Genomic DNA, 21,965 nt, shown 5'->3' with positions numbered 1-21,965 from the left:
GGCCTTCAGCACCATGAGCGTTGTCACCAACACGACCACGATCGGCGCGATCGACGCACCGAGCCGCCGCAACACCGAACTGATGATGATGGTCTTCGCCGTCGCCATCTCGGTATTCGCCTACGCCAATGTCGGACTCGCCATGGACGGCAAGCTCCCGTCCGGCATGTTCGGATACGGAGCCGGGCTCATCCTGCTCGGCGGCGTCGCCCACCTCGTGGTACGCAAGTTCGCGCCCTATGCGGACCCGCTGCTGCTGCCGCTGGCGACCCTGCTCAACGGCCTGGGGCTGGTGCTGATCTGGCGGCTGGACCAGTCGCCGAGACTGATCCAGCGTGCGGAGGTTCTTTACGGGGCGTACAGCCCCGACGCCCCCAAGCAGCTGCTCTACTCGGCGATCGGCGTCGCCTTCTTTGTCGCCGTGCTGGTGATCCTCAAGGACCACCGCATCCTTCAGCGCTACACCTACATCTCGATGGTCGCGGCGCTCATCCTGCTGATCCTGCCGATGTTCTTCCCGGCGGTGAACGGCGCGAAGATCTGGATCAGCCTCGGCCCGTTCTCGATCCAGCCGGGAGAGTTCGCCAAGATCCTGATCGCGGTGTTCTTCTCCGGCTATCTCATGGTGAAGCGCGATGCGCTGGCACTGGCCAGCCGCCGTTTCATGGGGCTGTACCTGCCGCGCGGACGCGACCTCGGACCGATCATCACCATCTGGGCCCTGTCGATCCTGATCCTGGTCTTCGAGACCGACCTCGGCACCTCACTGCTGTTCTTCGGCCTCTTCGTGGTCATGCTGTACGTCGCCACCGAGCGGACTAGCTGGATCGTCTTCGGTCTGCTGATGTCCGCAGTAGGCGCGGTGGGTGTGGCGTCCTTCGAGCCGCACGTGCAGTCCCGGGTGAACGCCTGGCTCGACCCGTTCTCCAAGGCGACGATGGCGCAGAGCGACCAGATCGCCCAGTCGCTGATGTCCTTCGGCTCCGGCGGCACGCTCGGCACCGGACTGGGCCAGGGCCACTCGGACCTGATCATGTTCGCCGCCAACGCCGACTTCATCCTCTCCACCGTCGGCGAGGAGCTGGGTCTGGCCGGAATGATGGCCGTCCTGCTGATCTACGGCCTGATCGTCGAGCGAGGCGTCCGCACGGCGCTGGCCGCCCGTGACCCCTTCGGCAAGCTTCTCGCCATCGGGCTGTCGGGGGCCTTCGCAATCCAGGTCTTCGTGGTAGCCGGCGGTGTCATGGGGCTCATCCCGCTGAGCGGTATGACCATGCCGTTCCTCGCGTACGGTGGCTCGTCCGTGCTGGCCAACTGGGCGCTGATCGCCATTCTGATCCGAATCAGCGACACCGCACGTCGCCCCGCCCCGGCCCCCGCCCCGTCCTCCGACGCCGAGATGACCCAGGTGGTCCGACCGTGAACAAGCCTCTTCGCCGGATCGCGATCTTCTGCGGAGTCCTCATCCTCGCCCTGCTCGTACGGACCAACTACCTGCAGTACGTCCGTGCCGACGAGCTGAACAGCCGCGACGAGAACCGTCGCGTCCGCATCGAACGTTACGCACACGAGCGCGGCAACATCATCGTTGACGGCAACCCCGTGACCGGGTCGGTCGAGACCAAGGACAGCGACTTCAAATACAAGCGCGTCTGGAAGAACGGCCCCATGTGGGCGCCCGTGACCGGGTACTCCTCGCAGGCGTTCGACGCCAACTTCCTTGAGAAGCTTGAGGATGGCATCCTCACCGGCAACGACGACCAGCTCTTCTTCAACCGGACCCTGTCGATGTTCACCGGCGAGAAGAAGCAGGGCGGCAACGTCGTCACCACCCTCAACGCGGCCGCTCAGAAGGCCGCCTTCAAGGGACTTGGCGACAAGAAGGGCGCCGTCGCCGCGCTCGACCCGCAGACCGGCGCCATCCTGGCCCTCGTCAGTACCCCTTCGTACGACCCCTCGACCTTCGCGGGCAACTCCACCGCCGACTCCAAGGCCTGGGAGAAGCTCTCCAAGGACAAGAACAAGCCGATGCTCAACCGGGCACTGCGCGAGACCTACCCCCCGGGCTCGACCTTCAAGGTCGTCACCGCCGCGGCCGCGCTGGAGAACGGGCTGTACACCAGCATCGACGAGCACACCAAGTCGCCGCTGCCCTACCGGCTCCCGCTGACCACCGGCAACCTGGAGAACGAGGGCAACATCCCGTGCGAGAACGCCTCGCTGCGGGAAGCCCTGCGATGGTCCTGCAACACCGTCTTCGGCAAGATCAGCGATGACCTCGGCAACCAGAAGATGATCGACCAGGCCAACAAGTTCGGCTTCAACAAGGACGTCTTCACCCCGGTCCGCGCCGACGCCAGCGTCTACCCCAAGGACAACCGCCCGCAGAACGCCATGGCCGGCATCGGCCAGGCGTCCAACCGCGCCACCCCGCTGCAGATGGCCATGGTCGCCGCCGCGGTCGCCAACGACGGCAAGCTGATGCAGCCGTACATGGTCGCCGAGCGCAAGGCCCCCAACCTGGACGTGATCTACACCCATGAGAAGGAGCAGCTCAGCCAGCCCCTCTCGGGTGAGAACGCCCAGAAGCTCCAGCAGATGATGGAGACCGTGGTCAAGAACGGCACGGGAACCAACGCCCTCATCAACGGCGTCACTGTCGGCGGCAAGACCGGTACCGCCCAGCACGGTCTGAACAACAGCGAGAAGCCGTACGCCTGGTTCATCTCCTACGCCAAGACCGACAAGGGCTCCCCGGTCGCCGTCGCCGTCGTTGTCGAGGACGGCCAGGCCAACCGGGACGACATCTCCGGTGGCGGTCTGGCCGCCCCGATCGCAAAGGCTGTAATGAAGGCGGTCATCGACAGCAAGAAGTGATGCCCGTCACATGGGCAGCCATACCTGCACATTGGGATACCGGTCAGGTATCAGGTCCGGACTCCGGGCCGATCAGGTAGTGCGCGGCCGGTAGCGTATGCGCGAGCAGCACACCGCCGGACCGCACACCGGTGCGGTCGGGACTGACGGAGAGGGCTGGAACAGTTATGGAAGAGCCGCGTCGCCTCGGCGGCCGGTACGAGCTGGGCTCGGTGCTCGGCCGTGGTGGCATGGCCGAGGTCTACCTCGCACACGACACCCGGCTCGGCCGCACCGTAGCTGTGAAGACGCTGCGGGCCGATCTGGCCCGCGACCCGTCCTTCCAGGCCCGGTTCCGCCGTGAGGCCCAGTCCGCCGCCTCGCTCAATCACCCGGCGATCGTCGCTGTCTACGACACCGGTGAGGATTACGTCGACGGGGTCTCCATCCCGTACATCGTGATGGAGTACGTCGACGGGTCGACGCTCAGGGAACTTCTGCACTCCGGCCGCAAGCTGCTGCCCGAGCGCACCCTCGAGATGACCGTCGGCATCCTCCAGGCGCTGGAGTACTCGCACCGCGCAGGCATCGTCCACCGCGACATCAAGCCGGCGAACGTCATGTTGACGCGCACCGGCCAGGTCAAGGTCATGGACTTCGGTATCGCCCGCGCCATGGGCGACTCCGGTATGACGATGACCCAGACCGCGGCCGTCATCGGCACCGCCCAGTACCTCTCCCCGGAACAGGCCAAGGGCGAGCAGGTCGACGCACGCTCCGATCTGTACTCGACCGGTTGCCTGCTCTACGAGCTGCTGACGGTCCGGCCGCCGTTCATCGGGGACTCACCCGTAGCAGTTGCCTACCAGCACGTACGGGAAGAGCCGCAGACGCCCAGCAACTTCGACCCCGAGATCACGCCCGAGATGGACGCGATCGTGTTGAAGGCCCTGGTCAAGGACCCCGACTACCGCTACCAGTCGGCCGACGAGATGCGCGCCGACATCGAGGCCTGCCTCGACGGCCGGCCGGTCGCCGCCGCGGCGATGGGTGTGCCCGGTTACGGCGGCTACGACGGTTACGGCAACGACCAGCCCACCACCGCACTGCGCGCTGCGGACCAGAACGGCGCGCCCACGTCCATGCTGCCCCCGGTCAACCCGGACGACGGCGGCTACGGCTACGACGACCGCCCGGACCGCCGCCGCCAGAAGAAGAGCAACACCTCGACGATCCTGCTGATCGTGGCGGGCATCCTGGTGCTCATCGGCGCGATCCTGATCGGCCGGTCGGTGTCCAGCAACACCAACAGCAACAGCGGCAAGGTCGATGTGCCGAACATGATCGGCTTGACCGTGAAGGAAGCACAGAAACGCGCGGACTACTCCGACGTCATTCTCAAGGTCGGCTCGCGGGAACCCTGCGAGAAGCAGCCCAAGGGCAAGATCTGCAGCCAGACCCCGACCCCGGACGGCCAGATGGCGGAGAAGGAGGTCGTCACGGTCGTCGTCTCCACCGGAGCGCCGAAGGTCGAGGTCCCGGACGTCGTGGAGAAGACCGAGGCGACCGCCCGTAAGGACCTTGAGGACAAGGGCTTCACGGTGAACGTCACCGCGGTCGAGTCCGAGAAGACCGCGGGTACGGTCATCAAGCAGGACCCCGACGGCGGCACGAAGGCCGAGAAGAACTCCGAGGTCACGATCACCGTCGCCAAGCAGGCCCTGCTGGACCTCCCCGACGTTCGCACCCGCACGTACCAGGATGCAGAGGCCCAGCTCAGGGGCATCGGGTTCACAACCATCTCGCGTGTCGACATCGACTCGCCCCAGCCGGTGGACACCGTGGTCGAGCAGTCCCCCGGAGTCGGCAAGCAGGCCAAGGACGCCCCGATCGTCCTGAAGGTCTCGAAGGGTCCGCCGCAGCCGGAGAAGGCCACGGTTCCCGACCTGCAGGGCAAGACCCTCGCGGAGGCGAAGGCCCTGCTGGCCCAGGCGGGCCTGCAGATCCAGGTGGTGGGACCGAATGACGACAACGCGAAGGTCGTCGCCTTCCAGCCCGGCCCGGGCCAGCAGGTCGACAAGAACAGTGCGGTCAACGTCCAGACCATGCCGGGCGGTGGCGACGGCAACATCTTCGGCGGCCCGTCCGGCTCACGTCGGCACTGACCCCGAATCGCGACTGCCATCGGGCCCCAGTCACCGCAACGGTGACCGGGGCCCTTTGCGGTGTCCGCAGCGATGCCCTCTGCTCTGGCATACCGCACATGCAGCCGTAACTCGATCGTGTCTTCATATGTGCCGATTCGTTGACCGGGTGAGGCGGGGCATCGGACTCCGTCCGCATCGCTGGATACGCGAAGGGCCAAGAGCGTGATCAACGAAGTCGCTCTGGTGGAATCACAGGCGCTGCGTCAGAGCTTCACCGAGCGGACGGAGGCACTCGACCGAGTCAAGACGCTGTCCTTGCTGCCGGACGGCATGCACGTGACCACCGCCATGGTCGCCGCCTACTTCGAGGTGGCGGAAACCGTCATCAACAACCTCCTCAGCCGTCATCGAGAAGAGCTCGAATCGAATGGCCTCAGGGTGATCCGGGGCGCTGAGCTGCAGAAATTTAAGGAACTCACCCTGAGTTCCTATCCGGAGAGTTATCCACAGCCCCGTTCGAGCATGGCCGTCCGGCCGCGGCGGACCGTCCTCAACGTCGCCATGCTGCTCCGTGACAGCGAGATCGCGCGCCGTGTCCGTACATATCTGCTCGACGTCGAACACACCTCCCGGGTGCATCCGGTGATCACGGATACCCCTCGGCGTGACAGCGACGTCGAATCCCTCGACGCCCACATCACGCGACTCAGCGAGAAGAGCTTCACCCGCCTCCTCGGCGCCACCGTCGTCCCTATACTCAGCGCCCTCATCGAGACCTCCGGCGAGCAGCAGCGAGAACTCATCAGCCTCCGCGAGAACGTCCAGCAGATCGAGCGGAGGCTCGTCCGCCACGACATCCAGCTGCGCCGCCTTCAGCGCGCGCAGGAACAGCGCCCCCTCACCGGGGTCATGGCCTCCATCGACGCCATGAACTGGCGGGAGTTCGAGCAGCACATCGCAGGGCTGCTGCGCCGGGACGGCTGCATCGACGTCGAGATCCACGGTGGCAGCGGCGACCGCGGGGCCGACGTCACCGCGTACACCGCCGACGGGCGGCGGGTGGTCGTCCAGTGCAAGAACTTCACCCCGTACCGCTCGGTGTGGAGCGGCGAGATACAGAAGTTCGTCGGCACAAAGACGCTGCACCGGGCGGACGTTGCCGTGTACGTGGCGACCTGTCCGTTCTCCCGCGAGTCGCTCGATATCGCGATGCAGGTCGGCGTCCCCGCCGTTCACCGCGGCCTGCTGAAGGCCTGGAGCGCAGGCGCGAAGCTGCAGGTACTCAAGTAAGCAAGTAGACCAGGACGGCAGAAGGCCCGAAGTCGCAAGGAATGGTTGCGACTTCGGGCCCGCTCAGCGTACCGGTTACCGCAGCTCCGCCGGCTTCGTACGGTCCTTGTCCACCTTCTCTGTACGCACCAGCTCGCCCCACACGATGTAGCGGTACTTCGACGTGTAGACCGGCGTGCAGGTCGTCAACGTGATGTAGCGGCCGGGTTTCTTCGCTCCCGATCCCTTCGGCACCGCCTGCAGCACATCGACGTTGTACTTCGACGTCTCGGGAAGCTCCTTGAAGACCTTGTAGACGTACCAGGTGTCCTTGGTCTCGAAGACGACCGCGTCACCGTTCTTCACCTTGTCGATGTTGTGGAACTTGGCGCCGTGCCCGTCGCGGTGTGCCGCCAGGGTGAAGTTGCCCTCCTCGTCCCAGGGGAGAGCCGACTTCACCGGGTCCGTGTAGTAGCCCGCGATGCCGTCGTTGAGATTCTCGGTGTCGGTACCCTTCTTGACCAGTACCTCGCCGTTCTTCATCGACGGAACGTGCAGGAAGCCGATGCCGTCCTTGGTGTCCAGCGCGCCCGGTCTGCCCGCCCAGCGGTCGCGGACGGTGTGGCCCTGTTTGGTGGCCTCGCGATCAGCGAGCACATTTGTCCACCAGAGGGAGTAGACGACGAAGAGCCCCAGCACCAGGCCTGCGGTGATCAGCAGTTCGCCGAAAACGCTGACCGCGGTCGCGACGGGATGGCGGCCTCTGCGCCGCGACGGGAGCGCGGACTCACCGATTCGCTCTTCGTGCTCGGTCCTCGCTGTCACCGCACCCGTCCCTGTCGTGATGATGTATCAGCCGACGAGCGCGTCGGGCTTGCCTTTGCTGCGCGGTCGTTCGTCGACCATCTTGCCCCAGACGATCAAACGGTACGTACTCGTGAATTCCGGCGTACAAGTCGTCAGAGTGATGTACCGGCCCGGCCCGGTGAACCCCGAACCGGGCGGCACCGGGCCGATCACCGAGACATTGGACGGCGATGTCTGCGGAAGGGTCTTCGTCGCCTCGTACGTGTAGTACTCATCCTGTGTCTCGACCACGATCAGGTCGCCGGGGCGCAGCCGGTTGATGTAGCGGAAGGGTTCGCCGTGCGTGTTGCGGTGGCCCGCCAGCGCGAAGTTGCCCTGCTTGGCCGATGGCATCGCGGTGCGGAGCGCGCCCTCGCCGTAATGGCCGACCATGCCCCGGTCGAGGACTTTTTCCTTGCTGGTGCCCTCGGCGATCGGAGCGACGACGTCCAGTTTGGGGATGTGGATGATGGCGAATCCCTGCCCCGCTTCGAACACACCGGGATTGCGGTCGCCCTTCGCCCAGTCGTCCTGGATCTTGTGCGTCTCCTTGCCGGCGTACTGGTCGGCACGCACATTCGTCCACCACAGCTGGTACGTGACGAACAGCAGCATCAGCACGCCGAGGGTGATGAACAGCTCCCCGACGACCCGGCTGGCGACAACGGCCGGGCTGTCCTTGGCCGCGCGCGCCGCACGCCTTGCCTCGACGCGTGACATCGGCTTCGCGGCCGGCGCCGTTGTCTCCGGCTGCGGTCCGGTACGTCGGCGACCGCGCCCCTTGGCAGCGCGCCGGCGCTCGGCGCGACCTCCGGTGGGTGGTTCCGGACCGACCTTCTCGGGCCCCGTGCCCGGTTCCGCGAAGCTCTCCACATCGCTCGCCGACCCCAGCTCCGGCTCCGGCTCCAGCTCCGGCCCGGGATTCGGCTGCCGGGTCGTCACCGCCCGGTCGACCAGGCGCCGGGTGTCCGCCGTCCGCAGACCGACCGTCTCGTCGTCGAGCGGGAAGGGATGGGCGACGGGTTGCGCCCGGCGCGTCGGCGCAGGCGTCGGCGCGGGCGCCTGCTGCCCGTACCAGTCCCGTTCGAACCCCTCGGGGTCGTACCACTCCTGCGGGGTCTCCTCGGGCTTCTGCGCCCCTTGTGGCGGCTGTGCCTGCGCCTGCGGCGGCTGATCCGGCGCCCGGTGCAGCCCCCGCCCCGGCTTCTGCTCCTGCCCCGGCTCTTCGGACGGGATGTTGTCCGCCCGGAACCACGGCGAGGCATGCTGCCCCGGCAGCGGATCGTTCAGCGGATCCGCCAGCTGGTCGACCGCCGCCTCGAACGCGCCTGCGGCCTCGTACGCTCCTTGCTCGTACGGACCGTCCTGTCCGGCGTCGTGTTCGGGGCGGAGTGCGGTCACGCGACGGCCTTGCCCACCACCGGCGCGAGCCCCGCCGACCTCGCGACAGCTCCTGTGTCGCCGCACTGTGCCAGCCAGTTGGCCAGCATCAGATGGCCGTGCTCGGTCAGCACCGACTCCGGGTGGAACTGCACGCCCTCCACCGCCAGCTCGCGGTGGCGCAGCCCCATGATGATGCCGTCGGCGGTACGCGCGGTCACCTCCAGCTCCGGCGGAACCGTGTCGGGTTCGGCGGCGAGCGAGTGGTAGCGGGTCGCGGTGAAGGGGGACGGCAGACCGGTGAAGACCCCGGTGCCCTCATGGGCCACCAGCGAGGTCTTGCCGTGCAGCAGCTCCGGGGCCCGGTCCACCACACCGCCGTACGCCACCGCCATCGACTGCATCCCGAGGCAGACCCCGAAGACCGGAACGCCCGTGGCCGCGCAGTGGCGCACCATCTCGACGCAGACACCTGCCTGCTCCGGGGTGCCGGGGCCGGGTGACAGCAGCACGCCGTCGAAGCCGTCCTGGGCGTGTGCCGTGGTCACCTCGTCGTTGCGCAGCACCTCGCACTCGGCACCGAGCTGGTAGAGGTACTGGACGAGGTTGAAGACAAAGCTGTCGTAGTTGTCCACGACGAGGATGCGGGCACTCACTGGCCGGCCCCCGATCCGGTCGAGCCGTCGACCGTCACGTCACCGAACGGAAGCAGCGGCTCCGCCCACGGGAAGACGTACTGGAAAAGCGCGTAGACGACAGCCAGCGCCAGCACGAGCGAGATGAGCGCACGCACCCATGCGCTGCCCGGCAGATGCCGCCAGATCCAGCCGTACATGCTGTCCCCTCCATTCGGTACGGGACCAGACTAAAGGGCCGGGGCAGGAGCGTGGGTCAGCTGTGGAAAGCTGCCGGCTTGCCGTCGGTCACAGGCAGGGTCGCATCGAGGTGAGCCCATGCGATCAACCGGTGACTGCTGCCCCATTCGGGATCGCAGGTGGTCAGCGTCAGATAGCGGCCCGGCCCGTCGAAGCCGGACTTGCGGGGTACGGGATCGATGACCCCGATGTCGCTCGGTACCGTCCGGTAGGGCCTCTTGTCGATGCGGTACGTGAACCACGTCGCTCCGTCCGTCAGCACCACCGCGTCTCCCGGGCGCAGCTTCGGGAAGTCCTTGAACGGGTCCCCGTATGTGCGACGGTGCCCGGCCACCGCGAAATTGCCCCTCGCGCCGAGGCGGGCGGTCCCGGCGTAGTGGCCGAGCCCCTTCTGTAAGGTCCTGACCTCGGTGTTCTCCAGGACGGGCCACTCCCAGCCCTTCCCGAAGCGGGGTATGTACAGCATCGCGAACGGCTTTCCGTCCCGGTACGCCGCGGGAGCGGGGGGCGCCCCCGTCGGGGATGTGTGCGGCGCGGGTGCGGACACCGTTCCCTGGGCCCACCGGTCGCGCAGGGTGTCGATCTGCCCCTCGGTCGCGTCGGCGGCCTTCACTCCGGTCCAGAACAGCACGTACACCACAAAGAGCACGATCAGGGCGCCGACGGTGATGCAGAGTTCGCTGAACGTCCTCACGATCAGTCGCACCGACACCTCGTCGGCCTCCCCACAGCTGCTCGCTACTTCGCCGGCTCCGCATAGTGGAGATCCACTGTGCCCGAGTAGCCGGGAAGAGTCACCGCCTTGTGCTCGTCGACTTTCCAGCCGAGTCCGTACGCCTTCACATACAGCAGGTAGTTGCTGATCGCCGGGGAGTTGTCGAGAGCCTGCTTGAGTTCGGCCGGGTCACCGACTGCGGTGATCTTGTACGGCGGGGAGTAGACCCGGCCCTGGAGGATCAAGGTGTTGCCGACGCAGCGCACGGCGCTCGTGGAGATCAGCCGCTGGTCCATGACCTGGATGCCCCGTGCGCCGCCCTGCCAGAGGGCGTTGACGACCGCCTGCAGGTCCTGCTGGTGAATGACCAGGTCATTGGGTTGCGGGTCGGGGTAGCCGGGGTTGGCGGTGGCGTTGGGCGGGGCGTCGTCGAGCGTGACGGCCACGGACCGGCCGGAGAGCTTTGTGGTGCCCGCGGCCCGCTCCAGCTCCTTGAGCCGTGCGTCCTCCGCCTTGGTGCTGCCGTCGTCGCGCCGGACGAGGGTGTCGATGTCCTCGCGCACGGATGCGTTGGTCTCGTCCAGCTGGGCGTTCTTGCCGCTGCGCTGTTGGATGAGGTCGGAGAGCTTCAGCAGTGAGGAGTCGGTGCGGATATTGGTGCCCTTGGCCGTGTTGGCGCTGGTGACGAAGATCAGTCCGGCGAGGGCGAAGACTGCAGCGGTGAGCACCCTGACCGGGTGCCGGAAGGTACGCCGGACCGGTCCTTGGGGGGAGTCGGCAGAATTGCTCAACGTACCCTTATCTCCTTCGGAGCCGCGGAAGCACTACGCTAACGGACGCCCGGGGGAGGCAGCATTCCCCCTCGCGCCCCGCCCCGGCGCCAGCCATAGTTCCCTGCGCGGTCACGCAGCGCATCGACAGGAGAGTTCCTCGTGCCGAAGTCACGTATCCGCAAGAAGGCCGACTTCACGCCCCCTCCGGCGAAGCAGGCAACCAACATAAAGCTGACCAGCCGGAGCTGGGTGGCGCCGGTGATGCTGGCGCTCTTCCTGATCGGTCTGGCCTGGATCGTCGTTTTCTATGTGACCGACGGCGATCTGCCGATCAAGTCGCTGGGGAACTGGAACATCGTCGTCGGCTTCGGCTTCATCGCCGGCGGCTTCGGTGTCTCCACGCAGTGGAAGTAGCACCGCAGGGCACCTGACCCCACAGCAGGGCCCGGTCCTGCAACCCTTGCCCCGAGTTACCCACAGCGTTATCCACAGGCGGGGGAAAAGGTCAGACGATCTGTGGATAACTCCCTAGCTGTTGACGCCGATGTGACTGCAGCCTCCCTCGTCGGGGATGGCACGCCCCTTGTCTCTGCTGGAAAAACCCAGCTCAGCGACAAGGGGCACAGTTGTTCCCACAGAATGCACAAGATCCGGCACGCGCTGTGGACAACTGACCGGGGAATCGCCAGGGAACGGCGTCCTCAGGTCAGCGCGGCTGTTCTGGCGACGACGATGGCGACCACAGCCACCAGGACCATGGCGCAGGTGCCGTACTGCACCAGTGCGCGCCGCTCACGGGGTGCGTGCACCATGCCGATCGCGATCAGCGTGCCCGCGATCAGACCGCCGACATGTGCCTGCCAGGCGATTCCGCCCCAGGGGTTGAAGGTGATGACCAGGTTCACCGCGAGAAGCACGAAGACCGGGCGCATGTCGTAGTTGAGCCGGCGCATGAGCACGGCAGTGGCGCCCAGCAGACCGAAGATCGCTCCGGAGGCTCCGAGCGAGCCCTGTACGGGTGCGGAGAGCCAGTAAGTGAGGGCGCCGCCCGCCAGGCCGGAGAGCATGTAGAGCGTGAGGTAGCGGGCACGGCCGAGCGCCGCCTCCAGCGGCCCGCCGAGCCACCACAGCCCCAGCATGTTGAACAGGATGTGCCACATCTCCTGATGCAGGAACATCGACGTCACCAGCCGGTACCACTGGCCCTCGGCGACGCCTTCCAGCGGACCGCCGAAGTGGGTCGTGGCGCGGCCGAGCAGCACCAACTCGTTGACCAGAGCGCCATTCGCCAGCACGGCGATGTACACGGCGACATTGATGCCGAGAAGGATCTTGGTGATGAGCCGGGGGTCGGCCGTTACGGGGGCGCCCGCAACCGTGCGCGGCCGGGCGGCGCCCGGGCCGTGTCCCGTACCGGCTCCCTGGCGGGCGCAGTCCGGACACTGGAAGCCGACCGAGGCGTTGACCATGCACTCGGGGCAGATCGGACGGTCGCAGCGGGTGCAGCGGATGTATGTCCCACGACCGGGGTGGCGGTAGCAGCTGAGCGAGCCGTCCGTGGCGGCGGACCGGTCCTGGTCTCCCGGCGGCTGCTGGTCCATCGGTCCCATCGCTTCCCGGTCCCCTCGGTGCTCGTCGTGGCGGCAGCACGCACAACGCAGCCCTGCTCGTCCGCTATGTAACAAGTACGGCCGAGCAGGGCGATTGGTTCCCCGAAAGGGCAATCAGAGCGTGATCATTTGATGACTACTGGCGATCATCGGTTCTCGATGACGACCGACTCGATCACGACGTCCTGCAGCGGACGGTCGGTGCGGGAGTTGGTCTTGGTGGCCGCGATGGCATCCACGACCTTCTGGCTGGCGGGGTCGACGACCTCACCGAAGATGGTGTGCTTGCCGGTCAGCCAGGCAGTCGGCGAAACCGTCACGAAGAACTGCGAGCCGTTGGTGCCCGGGCCGGCGTTGGCCATGGCCAGCAGGTACGGCTTGTTGAAGCTGAGGTCGGGGTGGAACTCGTCACCGAACTCGTACCCCGGGCCACCCGTGCCGTTGCCCAGCGGGTCACCGCCCTGGATCATGAAGCCGCTGATGACACGGTGGAAGACGGTGCCGTCGTACAGCCTGTCCGTGGACTTCTTGCCGGTCTCGGGATGCGTCCACTCACGCTCACCCTTGGCGAGCTCGACGAAGTTCTTGACCGTCTTGGGCGCGTGGTTCGGCAGAAGCCGGATCTCGATGTCGCCCTGATTGGTCTTCAAGGTGGCGTAAAGCTGCTCAGCCACGATCTGCCTTCCGTAAGTCTTCAGTGACGTTCACCGATCCTCGCACGGACCGTCCACTCCGGCGCCCGGCCGCCACCACCAACGCACTCCACTCACCTTCTTGCCCGATTCCGCGCCCGTGCGCCGAGGCCGTTCTCGCCCCGCTCGCCTGCGGCTTCCCCGAAACCCCTCACGTGCCGCTCCCCGCAGGAACAAATGCGGCCAAGTGCGTGACGAACCGGCGCGGGCTGAACCGAACCGTGGCATTGTCATCGGCAAGCTCCCCTTGCACCGCATTGCCCGAAGGCGTCACCGATGACCTGAATAACCCGGATGCCTGCCCCGCATGCCATACAGGCCTCCGGCAGGCATGATCTCGAAATGGGTGGAAAGGCGGAGTATCCACCCGCCACCAAGGAGGAGGATCCCGTGACCCGCATCGACAGCGTGCGCGCCGCAACCGACTCGGCAAAGGACAGCGTGCAGCACGCCGCGGAAGTGGTGGCGCCCTACGCCGACACGGCCAAGGACCAGGCCGCGCATCTTGCGTACGAGGCCCGCACGCGGCTCGCGCCGAAGGTGTCGAAGGCAGCCCAGCAGGCCCGCGTCCAATACGACGCGCATCTCGCACCACGTATCGAACTGGCCCGTGCTCACGTACCCCCCAAGGTCGACGAGGCGGCCCAGCGCGCCGCACACCGCACCCGCCGGGCCGCCCGTACCGCCGCGGACTACACCGTGCCGCGCGTCGGGCACGCGATGGCCGTCGCCCAGCCCATGGCCGAGGAGGCCTCGGCCCGCAGCGCCGCCGCGCTGGCCGCGCTGCGCAGTCAGGTGACCGCGAAGGAGATCAAGCAGCTGGCCAGAAAGCACGAGCGGCGGGCGAAGGCCGGGCGGCTGTTCAAGGGGTTCGTCGTGGTCGGCATCGTGGCGGGCGGTGCCTACGCCGCCTGGAGGTGGTGGGACAAGCAGGCCAACCCGGACTGGCTGGTCGAACCACCCGCTCCCACGGAGGTCTCCGACCGCGCGCCCCTGTCCTCGGTCGACGGCAGTGGTCCGAGCTCGCTCGACCCGGAGGTCCAGGCCAAGCAGGCCGATGCGGAGACCAAGGGGACGGACGGCCCGGAAGGTGTGGACGGCACCGATCTCGACGACCGCCGCTGAACAGCCCCTGCACGACAAACGGGCGCCGGAAGACCTGAGGTCTTCCGGCGCCCGTTCTGTCACTTGTGGAGCCTAGGAGATTCGAACTCCTGACATCTGCCTTGCAAAGGCAGCGCTCTACCAACTGAGCTAAGGCCCCGAAAAGCGGACAGCACCGGACGCTTCTGCGTCTCGGCGACCGCCGCAGACCAGAGTACCGGGTACCCCCCGGAATCTTGCAAAAAGATGGGGACTCCCGGTCGGCGACCACTCTCCGTAAGATGCTCGACGAGGTTCGCAGCAGCGAAGCCGCAGCGAAGGGGAGACGCCATGGATGCAGCTCAGCAAGAGGCAACAGCAAGAGCCAGGGAGCTTCAGCGCAGCTGGTACGGAGAACCTCTCGGGGCGCTCTTCCGCCGGCTGATCGATGATCTCGGCCTGAACCAGGCCCGGCTCGCCGCGGTCCTCGGGCTGTCCGCCCCCATGCTTTCCCAGCTGATGAGCGGTCAGCGGGCGAAGATCGGCAACCCCGCGGTCGTCCAGCGTGTCCAGGCGCTCCAGGAACTGGCCAGCCAGGTCGCCGACGGCAGCGTCAGCGCGGGAGAGGCCACCGACCGCATGGAAGAGGTCAAGAAGTCCCAGGGCGGCTCCGTCCTCACCGGCACCAGCCAGACCTCCAACACCGGCGGCGCTCCGACCGTCCGGCGCGTGGTGCGTGAGATCCAGTCGCTGCTGCGGTCGGTCGCAGCCGCCGGTGACATCATCGATGCCGCCGACTCCCTCGCCCCGACCCACCCGGAACTGGCAGAGTTCCTCAAGGTGTACGGCGCGGGGCGCACCGCGGACGCGGTGGCGCACTACGAGGGACACCAGAGCTAGGGCCTGTCCTTTCAGGCCCTGGGGCACTACCCCCGAGAGCCGGGCACGAGCCGAAACAGGACTGGGAGCGGGCGCAGCGCAATGGGTGAGGTCTTCGCCGGTCGGTACGAACTGATCGATCCGATCGGACGTGGTGGGGTCGGCGCCGTCTGGCGCGCCTGGGACCACCGACGCCGCCGTTATGTGGCGGCCAAGGTCCTCCAGCAGAGCGACGCACACACGCTGCTGCGCTTCGTCCGCGAGCAGGCGCTGCGGATCGAGCATCCGCATGTGCTCGCCCCGGCCAGCTGGGCCGCGGACGACGACAAGGTCCTGTTCACCATGGATCTGGTGAGCGGTGGTTCGCTGGCGCATGTCATCGGCGACTACGGACCGCTGCCTCCCCGTTTCGTCTGCACGCTGCTCGACCAACTGCTGTCCGGACTGTCGACGGTGCATGCGGAGGGCGTCGTGCACCGGGACATCAAACCCGCGAACATCCTGATGGAGGCCACCGGCACCGGGCGGCCGCATCTGCGGCTGTCCGACTTCGGTATCTCCATGCGCAAGGGTGAGCCGCGCCTGACCGAGACCAACTACGTGGTGGGCACGCCCGGTTACTTCGCGCCCGAACAGATGATGGGCGCGGAACCCGATTTCCCCGCGGACCTCTTCGCGGTCGGACTGGTCGCGCTGTATCTGCTGCAGGGGAAGAAGCCGGACGCGCGGGCCCTCGTCGAGCACTTCGCCTCGTACGGAACTCCCAGCGCCCCGGAGGGGATTCCCGAGCCGTTGTGGCAGGTGCTCGCGGGGCTGCTGCAGCCGGATCCCCAGGCCAGGTTCCGTACGGCCACGGGCGCACGCAAGGCGCTTACGGCCGCGGTCGACATGTTGCCCGAGCCCGGCGCCGACGACGAGCCGGTGGAGGTCTTCGACCAACTCGGGCCACTGCCTGCGGGCTTCGGCCCCGCCGGACCGATCGCGTCCCCCCGGACAACCTCACAGGACGCGCAGCCCGCGCAGACGGACCCGTCCACCCAGCAGCCCTACACCCAGCCGCCGGTCCCGATGTCGGAAACGGGCAGCTTCCACCTCCCACCGCCTCCGCGGCAGCCCACACCGCTGCCCCATCCGGCGCAGCCGGCCACGCCCCCCACACCGATCCCGGCGCACGCGGCTTCCCCCTTCCCTGCGCCGGATCCCGCGCAGGGCCCCACTTCCGCGGCGCAGCACGAACCGGCTCTCACCCGCGCGTACACCGCCGGACAGCCGCACGTTCCCGCTCCCGGAGCAGCGGTTCCCCCGCACCTCTCGGCCGCTGTTCCCGCGCACGCACCGCACAAGCGTCCGGGACCGCCCCCGAAGGTGGCGGTCCCGGTCCTGCTGGTGGCACTGATCTGTTTCGCCGTGGGCATCTGGGCGCTGACCCGGAGCTGAGCACGGCCGGCCGGAGCCCCTGCCCCGCGCGGCGGCGGCTCCGGCCCCCGGCTACCAGGCCTGCGGCGGCCCTCCGTGCGGCAGTTGCCCGCCCCCGGCCGGGCCTCCCACAACCGGACTGTTCGAACCGATCGGTGCCGCCTGGGCGGCGACCGCACGGCGCCGTGCCAGCAGCGTCCACACACCCAGCCCGAGCACCAGCACCGCACCCACGCCGATCCCGGCCACGCCGACCACCCTCATGGTGTCGCTCTCGGCCGCCTCGGGGCCGCTCTGGCCGCTCCTCGCCATGTCCTTGTCGTGCTGCGTGACCGAGAAAATCCCGGCATCCCCCTTGTACGGCGACTTTTCCGCCGTCCCCTCGACCTTGATTCTGAGGGTCAGCGGAATCGCCTTGTCGCCGTACGACTTCGCGACCTGTGGGCTGAGGGACACCGACAGGTAGTACCAGCCGGCGAACCGCATGGCGCTGTCGCTGCTGGTGGAGTCGTAGCGGTTCTCGTACGCCACCGGAGGCAGTGGATCCATCGACACGGACGCGGGCTTGCCGGAGTACGACAGCGGCGACGCATCGTCGACATGGCCGTGCGCAGGGTTGTCCAGGGACATCGCGAGCGCGTTGCCGATGTATTCGTCCGAGGCCTTGTTGTTGCTCAGGTCGGCGGTGGCGAAGATCTGCTGGCCCCAGTCCACCGGCACCCGGTAGAAGCGGGTCTGCCCGGGTGCGATGCTGTCGTGCCACTCGCCGGTTTCCAGGCTGGTCGCGTCGTAGTAGCTGGTGCCGCCCGACCGCCTCTGCGGGGCTGTGGTGGGCGGCGCGGGCGACGCCGAGGGCCAGCTCTCCGGCGCCTGGGTCGGCATCGAACCGCCCGCTTCCAGCTGCGGCTCCGACTCGTACCGCAGTTCCAGGTCCCACTCATCGGATGCCGAGGTGGCCTTGCTCTCCCGCTCGATCAGGACGTTGTACGTTCCGGCTTTCTGACAGGTGCTGCTGTCCTTCTGCGTGATCCGGTAGGCGTACGCCGCGATCGGACGCGGAAATTCCGCCGACTCGAACCGTGCGTCCTCCGAACTGCACTGCAGGTCGGCGTTGTCCCTGATGCTGACCGTGATGCCATCCCCGTAGGCGACCTGGCCGCCGCCCCTGGGCACGGCCACCGCCGAGACGTACGCGTTCGTCCTGTCGTCGAGGTCCAGACGGTAGTAGAGCTTCTCGCCCCGCTTGATCGAGCTCTTGTAGACCGATCCGGGCGTGAGCGCCGACGCCTCGGTGCTGACCTCCGCACCGCTGACCTTCTTCGCCCCGGGAACGAAGGCGTACGCAGCACTCTCCCCGTCCGCGTACGCCTGCCCCGGCAGCGCCGCCGCCACGCACATCGCCGCGACCATGGCCAGCGCCACCCGGCCCCTGTTGCGCTGCCTCATCACGCGCTTCCCCTCGTCGTCTGTGTGGCCCGCCTGCGACGCCCGCGTACGGACACGAGCCCCGCGATCACCACCACCACGGCGCCCGCACCGGCAGCGGCCGCAATGCCGGTCCATCCTGCCCCGCCCGTACCGCCGCTGTCTTCGGCACCGCTCGAATTGCCGTTCTTGTCCGCCTTCTTGGCTACGGCAGGAGCATGGTGCTCGGGGCCGGCCAGCTCGTCGCCGAGCACCGACACCCGCAGCACCACACCGATCTGCGGGTTCTCCGCGATATCGGCGGCCCTCGCCCCCAGCGTCACCGAGATGTAGAAGTCACCCCCGGCGTGTACGGGCTGGACGTTGGAGCGGTACTCGTAGCGGTTGGTCCAGGCGATTGGCACCCCGCCCATCCTGACCGCCGACGGACGGCCGTTGTACATGGCCGTCGAGGTGAACTCGCCGCCTCCGGTGAGCGGGAATCGAGCGGGAGTGAACAGCTGGGTCGCCCCGTACGAGTACGTGGAGGTACCGCGCTCCACCGTGGGCTCGTTCGCGAATTCCACGTCATAGCGCACCTGCTGACCCCAGCCGGCCGTGACCTTGTACCAGAGGGTCTGCGACGGAAGGATCCGGTCGCGCCACACGCCCCGGCCGAGCTCCTTGGCGTCGTTGAAGCCGGTACCGCCCCGCACATCGCGGGGGTCACCGGTGGGCAGCACGGCGTCCTTGCCGCCCTTGCCGTACTCCGGCTGCGACTGGGCGGGCGTCACACCCTTCTCCAGTGGCGCCTCCACCCCGTAAAGGAGCTCGAGCGGCCAACGCCCGGCGTCGGAACCCTTCTTGCTCTCCCGCTCCACCACCAGCCAGTACCGGCCCGCCCGGTCGCAGGCGTGGTTGCCCTCCTCCGCGGGGATTCGGGCGACCGCCGAGGTCAGCGGGGTCGCACCCTCCTTCTGGTAGAAGTGCGCGGTGTCCGTCACGCAGGAACCGCCGGTGCCGTACACGATGCCGGTGCGCAGTGCGTCGAAGGTGTCGACGGCCGCCCCGGGCTGCGGCACCGCCGTCGCCGAGAAGTCCACCGTCGAAACGGCATCCAGGTCGATGGCGTAGTACCGCTTCTCACCGGCTCCGATGGTGTCCAGATACTGCCCTGGTACGAGCGCGGGTGCCGCCGCACCCGTCGCCGTGCCCTCGACCCGCTCGCCCCGGAACCGGTAGCCGTCCGCGGAGAGTTGCGACGCCCGTTGCAGCTGCCGGGCCAGCGCCTTGGCATCCGGTGCGTCGTAGTAGCGGCCGTTGCCGGCCGCCGCGATGCATTCGAGCTGTTCGCGCGCCGCGCCCTTCACCTGGAAGCCGACGGTGTCGATCCGCAGCCCGATCCCCTCCTTGCCGAGCTGCTCGGCAACCTCGCAGGGCTGCGGCGTACCGCAGTTGTCCTCGCCGTCGGAGATCAGCAGGATCGTGCGCGTACCGATGGCACCGCCCGCGGGCCGCGGAAGGTCCTCGGCGGCCTTCCGCAACGACAGCCCGACGGGAGTGTCACCTTTGGGCTCCACGGCCGCCACAGCCCGCTTCACGGCTTCCCGGTCGAGCCTCTGCACCGGCTGTACGAGCCTGGTGTCCGTGCAGCCCCGGGAACGGTCCGCGCCGTACACCCGCAGCCCGGTCGGATATCCGTCGGGAAGGCCGTCGACGACGGTGCCGACGGCCGTACGGGCGCTCTCCATCCGGGTACGCCCCGTGCCGTCGTCGTCCCCCATGGATCCGGACGAGTCGAGCACCATGACCAGGCTGCTGCCCGAGCTGGGTCGTGGTGTCTCAGAAGTGGCGGGTGCACCGCCCGGTGCCGCCGCCGCGGCCGGCATCGCGCCCGCCACCAGGGCGAGCAGCGCCCCGCCGATCCATGCCCCCGCAGCTGCAGTACGGCGGTGGTGGTCCCGTGCCTTCACCCGTGCCCCCTCGACCGAAAAACCCGGCTATTTTGCTCTCGCAACCTATTGATTTGCTTAGGTGAACTCAAGGGCACAGGTGTCACGGTCCCGCAACAGCACGAAGCCCCGGCCGCTCAGCGACCGGGGCCCGTAATCAGGCTGTTCTGTCTCACACACCCGAACCTGCGGGCACGGAGTCAGTCGCCTCCGTCCACAGATCCTGCTCGGCGCGATCCGCCTGGATCTGGCGGTACACGAGGAGCCCGCCGATGGCGGCCAGTGCGACCAGGAGAAGCTTCTTCACCGCGCGACCTCGTCTTTCCTTGACGTAGGGGACTTCTGCCGCCCGACTATACACACCGGCCGATATCGACCGGTGACCTACCTGCGGCCCAACTGGCGTCCGTGGAAAAGCGATCATCCAAGGATCGCTCCGCGGATCGTCCCGGCCGGAGGACCCGGCCACGCCGATCACCCCGCGCAAGCCCGTCAAGGCCGGTTGAACCATACGAGTGGTGTTCATCTGAAGATCGGTGGATCGGCGGCGTCGGTCCACGAAATCGCGGGCCCCATCCACATCATCAGAAAGGTAAGCAAACCAGACCACCCGAAAGCGAGGGGCCATGAGCACCTTCAAGGCCAAGAACATCTGGACCGCCTTCGTCACCGCCTTTTTCGCACTCCTCGCCGCACTGGGGCTCATGAGCACCCCGGCGGCGGCCACGGAGCCGACCACCACGGAGCCGACCACCACGAACCAGGAGCACACGGGTGCGACCGCGGCAATCGCGACCACCCCGTCGGTGCGATGGACCCTTCCGCGTGACAGGGCGCTGCCACCCACGATGAAGCAGCGCATCCGCGCCGAAGCACACGGCTCCTCACCCGCCACGCGGCATCTGTCCGCAGACACGACGGACGCCATGGAGACCAGGAACACCGCCCGCGCCGCCCACGGGGCCCCGGCGGGGGACGCATCCCTCCTCCCGCCGTGAGAGCCGCGCAACTGACACACAGAGCCCCTGGGCCGGTTCGCGCCGGACGGGGGCTTCTTCATGTACTCAGTCCCCGCTCCGCCCCCGTCGGCGCGGGAACACGGCAACCTCCGTGCCGCACCGGGCCCCGGGAAGGTCTCCCTGTACGCGCCCAGGCCCGGGGGCTGGGCGCGTACAGGCACCAAAACCGCGTTCCTCAACCCCTGCGCATGCACACCCGGGGACACATCGCACCGGCCACACGCAGAAGGCCCGGTATCTCCGAAGAGATACCGGGCCTTCAACTGTCACTGTGGGGCTAACAGGATTTGAACCTGTGGCCTCATCCTTATCAGGGATGCGCTCTAACCAACTGAGCTATAGCCCCGCCGCGCTGTGCGCTGACTTCTGAAGATTAGCGCACGTCGGGGCCAGTCCCAAAATCGATACCCGGCGTCCTACTCGTCCTCGGCCAGCGTGAGCTCGATCCCGCCCACGAAGCCCGCCGACAAGTTGTAGATGAAGGAGCCCAGCGTCGCCAGCGCGGTCGCCAGAACCACATCGATCACAGCGATGACCGAGGTGAAGATGAGGACCCGCGGCAGTGACAGGAACGACTGGAGATCGAAGCCGTTGTTCTCGTTCGAGCCGGTGGCCTCGCTGATCGTGCCGCCCACGGTGGTGAAGACGCCCATCGCGTCCATGACCATCCACAGCACCGCGGCCGCCACCACCGTGCAGATACCGAGCGCGATGGAGAGCAGGAAGCTGACCTTCATCACCGACCACGGGTCGGCCTTGGCCACCCGCAGGCGCGCCTTGCGGGTACGCGGAGTGGTCCGCGCCCCTGTCCGCGGCCGCCGGGCCGCCTGCGCGGCGGCAGCGCCCTGCGTACCGTGCGGTCGGCCGCCCTGCGTCCCGTCCGCGGGCGAGGGGTACGCCTGCGGCGGGTGATACGGCCCGCTCGCCTGCCCCGATGCGGGCTCGCGCTCACCGGGCAACGGCCCGGTCGCGTAACCCTCGTACTGGGGCTGAGGCCCCCGAGTGTCCGTCACAGTGCCCCCTTGGGAGTCCGTGGCAGGGCCACGGGC

The 21,965-nt window shown here is 67.8% G+C and carries 21 protein-coding genes and 2 tRNA genes; 9 read left to right on the top strand and 14 right to left on the bottom strand.

The annotated features are described in order from the left end of the window. Nucleotides 1–13: 13 nt before the first annotated feature. The 4 genes from OG609_RS20730 (at nt 14) to OG609_RS20715 (ending at nt 6,293) form a co-directional block, all read left to right on the top strand. Entirely contained in the window at nt 14–1,423 is a 1,410-nt protein-coding gene (locus OG609_RS20730; protein ID WP_327274172.1) for an FtsW/RodA/SpoVE family cell cycle protein, read from the top strand. Then, nucleotides 1,420–2,877 carry a peptidoglycan D,D-transpeptidase FtsI family protein gene (locus OG609_RS20725; protein ID WP_327274171.1) on the top strand — a complete coding sequence of 486 codons (1,458 nt, stop codon included), beginning with the start codon at nt 1,420–1,422 and terminating at the stop codon, nt 2,875–2,877. Before OG609_RS20730 ends, OG609_RS20725 begins: the two co-directional genes overlap by 4 nt. A 167-nt stretch (nt 2,878–3,044) precedes the next feature. Beyond that, nucleotides 3,045–5,021, top strand: a complete 1,977-nt coding sequence (gene pknB / locus OG609_RS20720; protein ID WP_327274170.1) for a Stk1 family PASTA domain-containing Ser/Thr kinase — start codon at nt 3,045–3,047, stop codon at nt 5,019–5,021. 204 nt (nt 5,022–5,225) lie between these two features. Beyond that, nucleotides 5,226–6,293: a restriction endonuclease gene (locus tag OG609_RS20715; protein WP_327274169.1), complete on the top strand. Its 1,068-nt coding sequence runs from the start codon at nt 5,226–5,228 to the stop codon at nt 6,291–6,293. A 75-nt stretch (nt 6,294–6,368) separates the two neighbouring features. On the opposite strand, the gene OG609_RS20710 is transcribed toward OG609_RS20715, so the two are convergent. From OG609_RS20710 to OG609_RS20685, 6 genes are read right to left on the bottom strand one after another with little or no spacing between them, the layout of a single operon-like run. Then, nucleotides 6,369–7,097, bottom strand: a complete 729-nt coding sequence (locus tag OG609_RS20710) for a class E sortase (protein WP_327274168.1) — start codon at nt 7,095–7,097, stop codon at nt 6,369–6,371. 27 nt (nt 7,098–7,124) lie between these two features. Then, nucleotides 7,125–8,519, bottom strand: a complete 1,395-nt coding sequence (locus OG609_RS20705; RefSeq protein ID WP_327274167.1) for a class E sortase — start codon at nt 8,517–8,519, stop codon at nt 7,125–7,127. Then, entirely contained in the window at nt 8,516–9,154 is a 639-nt protein-coding gene (locus OG609_RS20700) for an aminodeoxychorismate/anthranilate synthase component II (RefSeq protein WP_327274166.1), read from the bottom strand. Before OG609_RS20700 ends, OG609_RS20705 begins: the two co-directional genes overlap by 4 nt. Next, the gene (locus tag OG609_RS20695; RefSeq protein WP_327274165.1) at nt 9,151–9,333 is read right to left on the bottom strand and encodes a hypothetical protein; all 183 of its coding nucleotides are present in this window, start codon (nt 9,331–9,333) and stop codon (nt 9,151–9,153) included. The genes OG609_RS20700 and OG609_RS20695 overlap by 4 nt, the downstream gene beginning before the upstream one ends. Before the next feature lie 56 nt (nt 9,334–9,389). Then, nucleotides 9,390–10,085, bottom strand: a complete 696-nt coding sequence (locus OG609_RS20690) for a class E sortase (protein ID WP_327274164.1) — start codon at nt 10,083–10,085, stop codon at nt 9,390–9,392. A gap of 26 nt (nt 10,086–10,111) precedes the next feature. Next, nucleotides 10,112–10,879 carry a DUF881 domain-containing protein gene (locus OG609_RS20685; protein WP_327274163.1) on the bottom strand — a complete coding sequence of 256 codons (768 nt, stop codon included), beginning with the start codon at nt 10,877–10,879 and terminating at the stop codon, nt 10,112–10,114. A 141-nt stretch (nt 10,880–11,020) separates the two neighbouring features. On the opposite strand from OG609_RS20685, the gene crgA reads away from it, so the two are divergent. Beyond that, complete coding sequence (gene crgA / locus OG609_RS20680) at nt 11,021–11,275, top strand: cell division protein CrgA (protein ID WP_265543105.1); 255 nt, start codon at nt 11,021–11,023, stop codon at nt 11,273–11,275. Between the two features lie 287 nt (nt 11,276–11,562). On the opposite strand, the gene OG609_RS20675 is transcribed toward crgA, so the two are convergent. Then, nucleotides 11,563–12,462 carry a rhomboid family intramembrane serine protease gene (locus OG609_RS20675; RefSeq protein ID WP_327274162.1) on the bottom strand — a complete coding sequence of 300 codons (900 nt, stop codon included), beginning with the start codon at nt 12,460–12,462 and terminating at the stop codon, nt 11,563–11,565. Between the two features lie 155 nt (nt 12,463–12,617). Further along, nucleotides 12,618–13,145 carry a peptidylprolyl isomerase gene (locus OG609_RS20670; RefSeq protein ID WP_114245503.1) on the bottom strand — a complete coding sequence of 176 codons (528 nt, stop codon included), beginning with the start codon at nt 13,143–13,145 and terminating at the stop codon, nt 12,618–12,620. A gap of 408 nt (nt 13,146–13,553) precedes the next feature. Here OG609_RS20670 and OG609_RS20665 point away from each other — a divergent pair, with 408 nt between their 5' ends. Then, nucleotides 13,554–14,288, top strand: coding sequence for a DUF5324 family protein (locus OG609_RS20665; protein WP_327274161.1), 735 nt, complete (start codon nt 13,554–13,556; stop codon nt 14,286–14,288). Between the two features lie 66 nt (nt 14,289–14,354). Here the strand turns inward: OG609_RS20665 and OG609_RS20660 are convergent. Further along, nucleotides 14,355–14,427, bottom strand: a tRNA-Ala gene (locus OG609_RS20660). A gap of 170 nt (nt 14,428–14,597) precedes the next feature. On the opposite strand from OG609_RS20660, the gene OG609_RS20655 reads away from it, so the two are divergent. After that, on the top strand, nt 14,598–15,146 hold the full coding sequence (locus OG609_RS20655; RefSeq protein ID WP_327274160.1) for a helix-turn-helix domain-containing protein: 549 nt from the start codon (nt 14,598–14,600) through the stop codon (nt 15,144–15,146). An 81-nt stretch (nt 15,147–15,227) separates the two neighbouring features. Further along, entirely contained in the window at nt 15,228–16,562 is a 1,335-nt protein-coding gene (locus OG609_RS20650) for a serine/threonine-protein kinase (RefSeq protein WP_327274159.1), read from the top strand. Between the two features lie 51 nt (nt 16,563–16,613). On the opposite strand, the gene OG609_RS20645 is transcribed toward OG609_RS20650, so the two are convergent. The 3 genes from OG609_RS20645 to OG609_RS20635 all read right to left on the bottom strand — a co-directional run bounded on the left by OG609_RS20645 (nt 16,614) and on the right by OG609_RS20635 (nt 20,204). Further along, nucleotides 16,614–17,987: a hypothetical protein gene (locus tag OG609_RS20645; RefSeq protein ID WP_327274158.1), complete on the bottom strand. Its 1,374-nt coding sequence runs from the start codon at nt 17,985–17,987 to the stop codon at nt 16,614–16,616. Further along, the gene (locus OG609_RS20640; RefSeq protein ID WP_327278121.1) at nt 17,987–19,834 is read right to left on the bottom strand and encodes a vWA domain-containing protein; all 1,848 of its coding nucleotides are present in this window, start codon (nt 19,832–19,834) and stop codon (nt 17,987–17,989) included. The genes OG609_RS20645 and OG609_RS20640 overlap by 1 nt, the downstream gene beginning before the upstream one ends. A 235-nt stretch (nt 19,835–20,069) precedes the next feature. After that, a complete protein-coding gene (locus tag OG609_RS20635) occupies nt 20,070–20,204 on the bottom strand; it encodes a DLW-39 family protein (RefSeq protein WP_003958712.1) in 135 nt (44 codons plus the stop codon). Nucleotides 20,205–20,523: 319 nt separating this feature from the next. On the opposite strand from OG609_RS20635, the gene OG609_RS20630 reads away from it, so the two are divergent. After that, the gene (locus tag OG609_RS20630; RefSeq protein WP_327274157.1) at nt 20,524–20,895 is read left to right on the top strand and encodes a DUF6344 domain-containing protein; all 372 of its coding nucleotides are present in this window, start codon (nt 20,524–20,526) and stop codon (nt 20,893–20,895) included. 293 nt (nt 20,896–21,188) lie between these two features. On the opposite strand, the gene OG609_RS20625 is transcribed toward OG609_RS20630, so the two are convergent. Both OG609_RS20625 and OG609_RS20620 read right to left on the bottom strand, forming a co-directional pair. Beyond that, nucleotides 21,189–21,262 (bottom strand) — tRNA-Ile (locus OG609_RS20625). Nucleotides 21,263–21,332: 70 nt separating this feature from the next. After that, nucleotides 21,333–21,929, bottom strand: a complete 597-nt coding sequence (locus OG609_RS20620; RefSeq protein ID WP_327274156.1) for a DUF3566 domain-containing protein — start codon at nt 21,927–21,929, stop codon at nt 21,333–21,335. Between the last annotated feature and the right edge of the window lie 36 nt (nt 21,930–21,965).

Source organism: Streptomyces sp. NBC_01224, from assembly GCF_036002945.1.
GTDB lineage: Bacteria > Actinomycetota > Actinomycetes > Streptomycetales > Streptomycetaceae > Streptomyces.
The sequence above is the reverse complement of the archived record's forward strand: the minus strand, read 5'-3'. Positions and strand labels throughout refer to the sequence as shown.

Excerpts from the sequence above, each read along its gene's own strand:
- OG609_RS20730 (WP_327274172.1), top strand. The coding sequence starts at position 14 with ATGAGCGTTGTCACCAACACGACCACGATCGGCGCGATCGACGCACCG.
- pknB (WP_327274170.1), top strand. The coding sequence starts at position 3,045 with ATGGAAGAGCCGCGTCGCCTCGGCGGCCGGTACGAGCTGGGCTCGGTG.
- OG609_RS20695 (WP_327274165.1), bottom strand. The coding sequence starts at position 9,333 with ATGTACGGCTGGATCTGGCGGCATCTGCCGGGCAGCGCATGGGTGCGT.
- OG609_RS20675 (WP_327274162.1), bottom strand. The coding sequence starts at position 12,462 with ATGGACCAGCAGCCGCCGGGAGACCAGGACCGGTCCGCCGCCACGGAC.
- OG609_RS20655 (WP_327274160.1), top strand. The coding sequence starts at position 14,598 with ATGGATGCAGCTCAGCAAGAGGCAACAGCAAGAGCCAGGGAGCTTCAG.
- OG609_RS20650 (WP_327274159.1), top strand. The coding sequence starts at position 15,228 with ATGGGTGAGGTCTTCGCCGGTCGGTACGAACTGATCGATCCGATCGGA.
- OG609_RS20645 (WP_327274158.1), bottom strand. The coding sequence starts at position 17,987 with ATGAGGCAGCGCAACAGGGGCCGGGTGGCGCTGGCCATGGTCGCGGCG.
- OG609_RS20640 (WP_327278121.1), bottom strand. The coding sequence starts at position 19,834 with ATGCCGGCCGCGGCGGCGGCACCGGGCGGTGCACCCGCCACTTCTGAG.
- OG609_RS20630 (WP_327274157.1), top strand. The coding sequence starts at position 20,524 with ATGAGCACCTTCAAGGCCAAGAACATCTGGACCGCCTTCGTCACCGCC.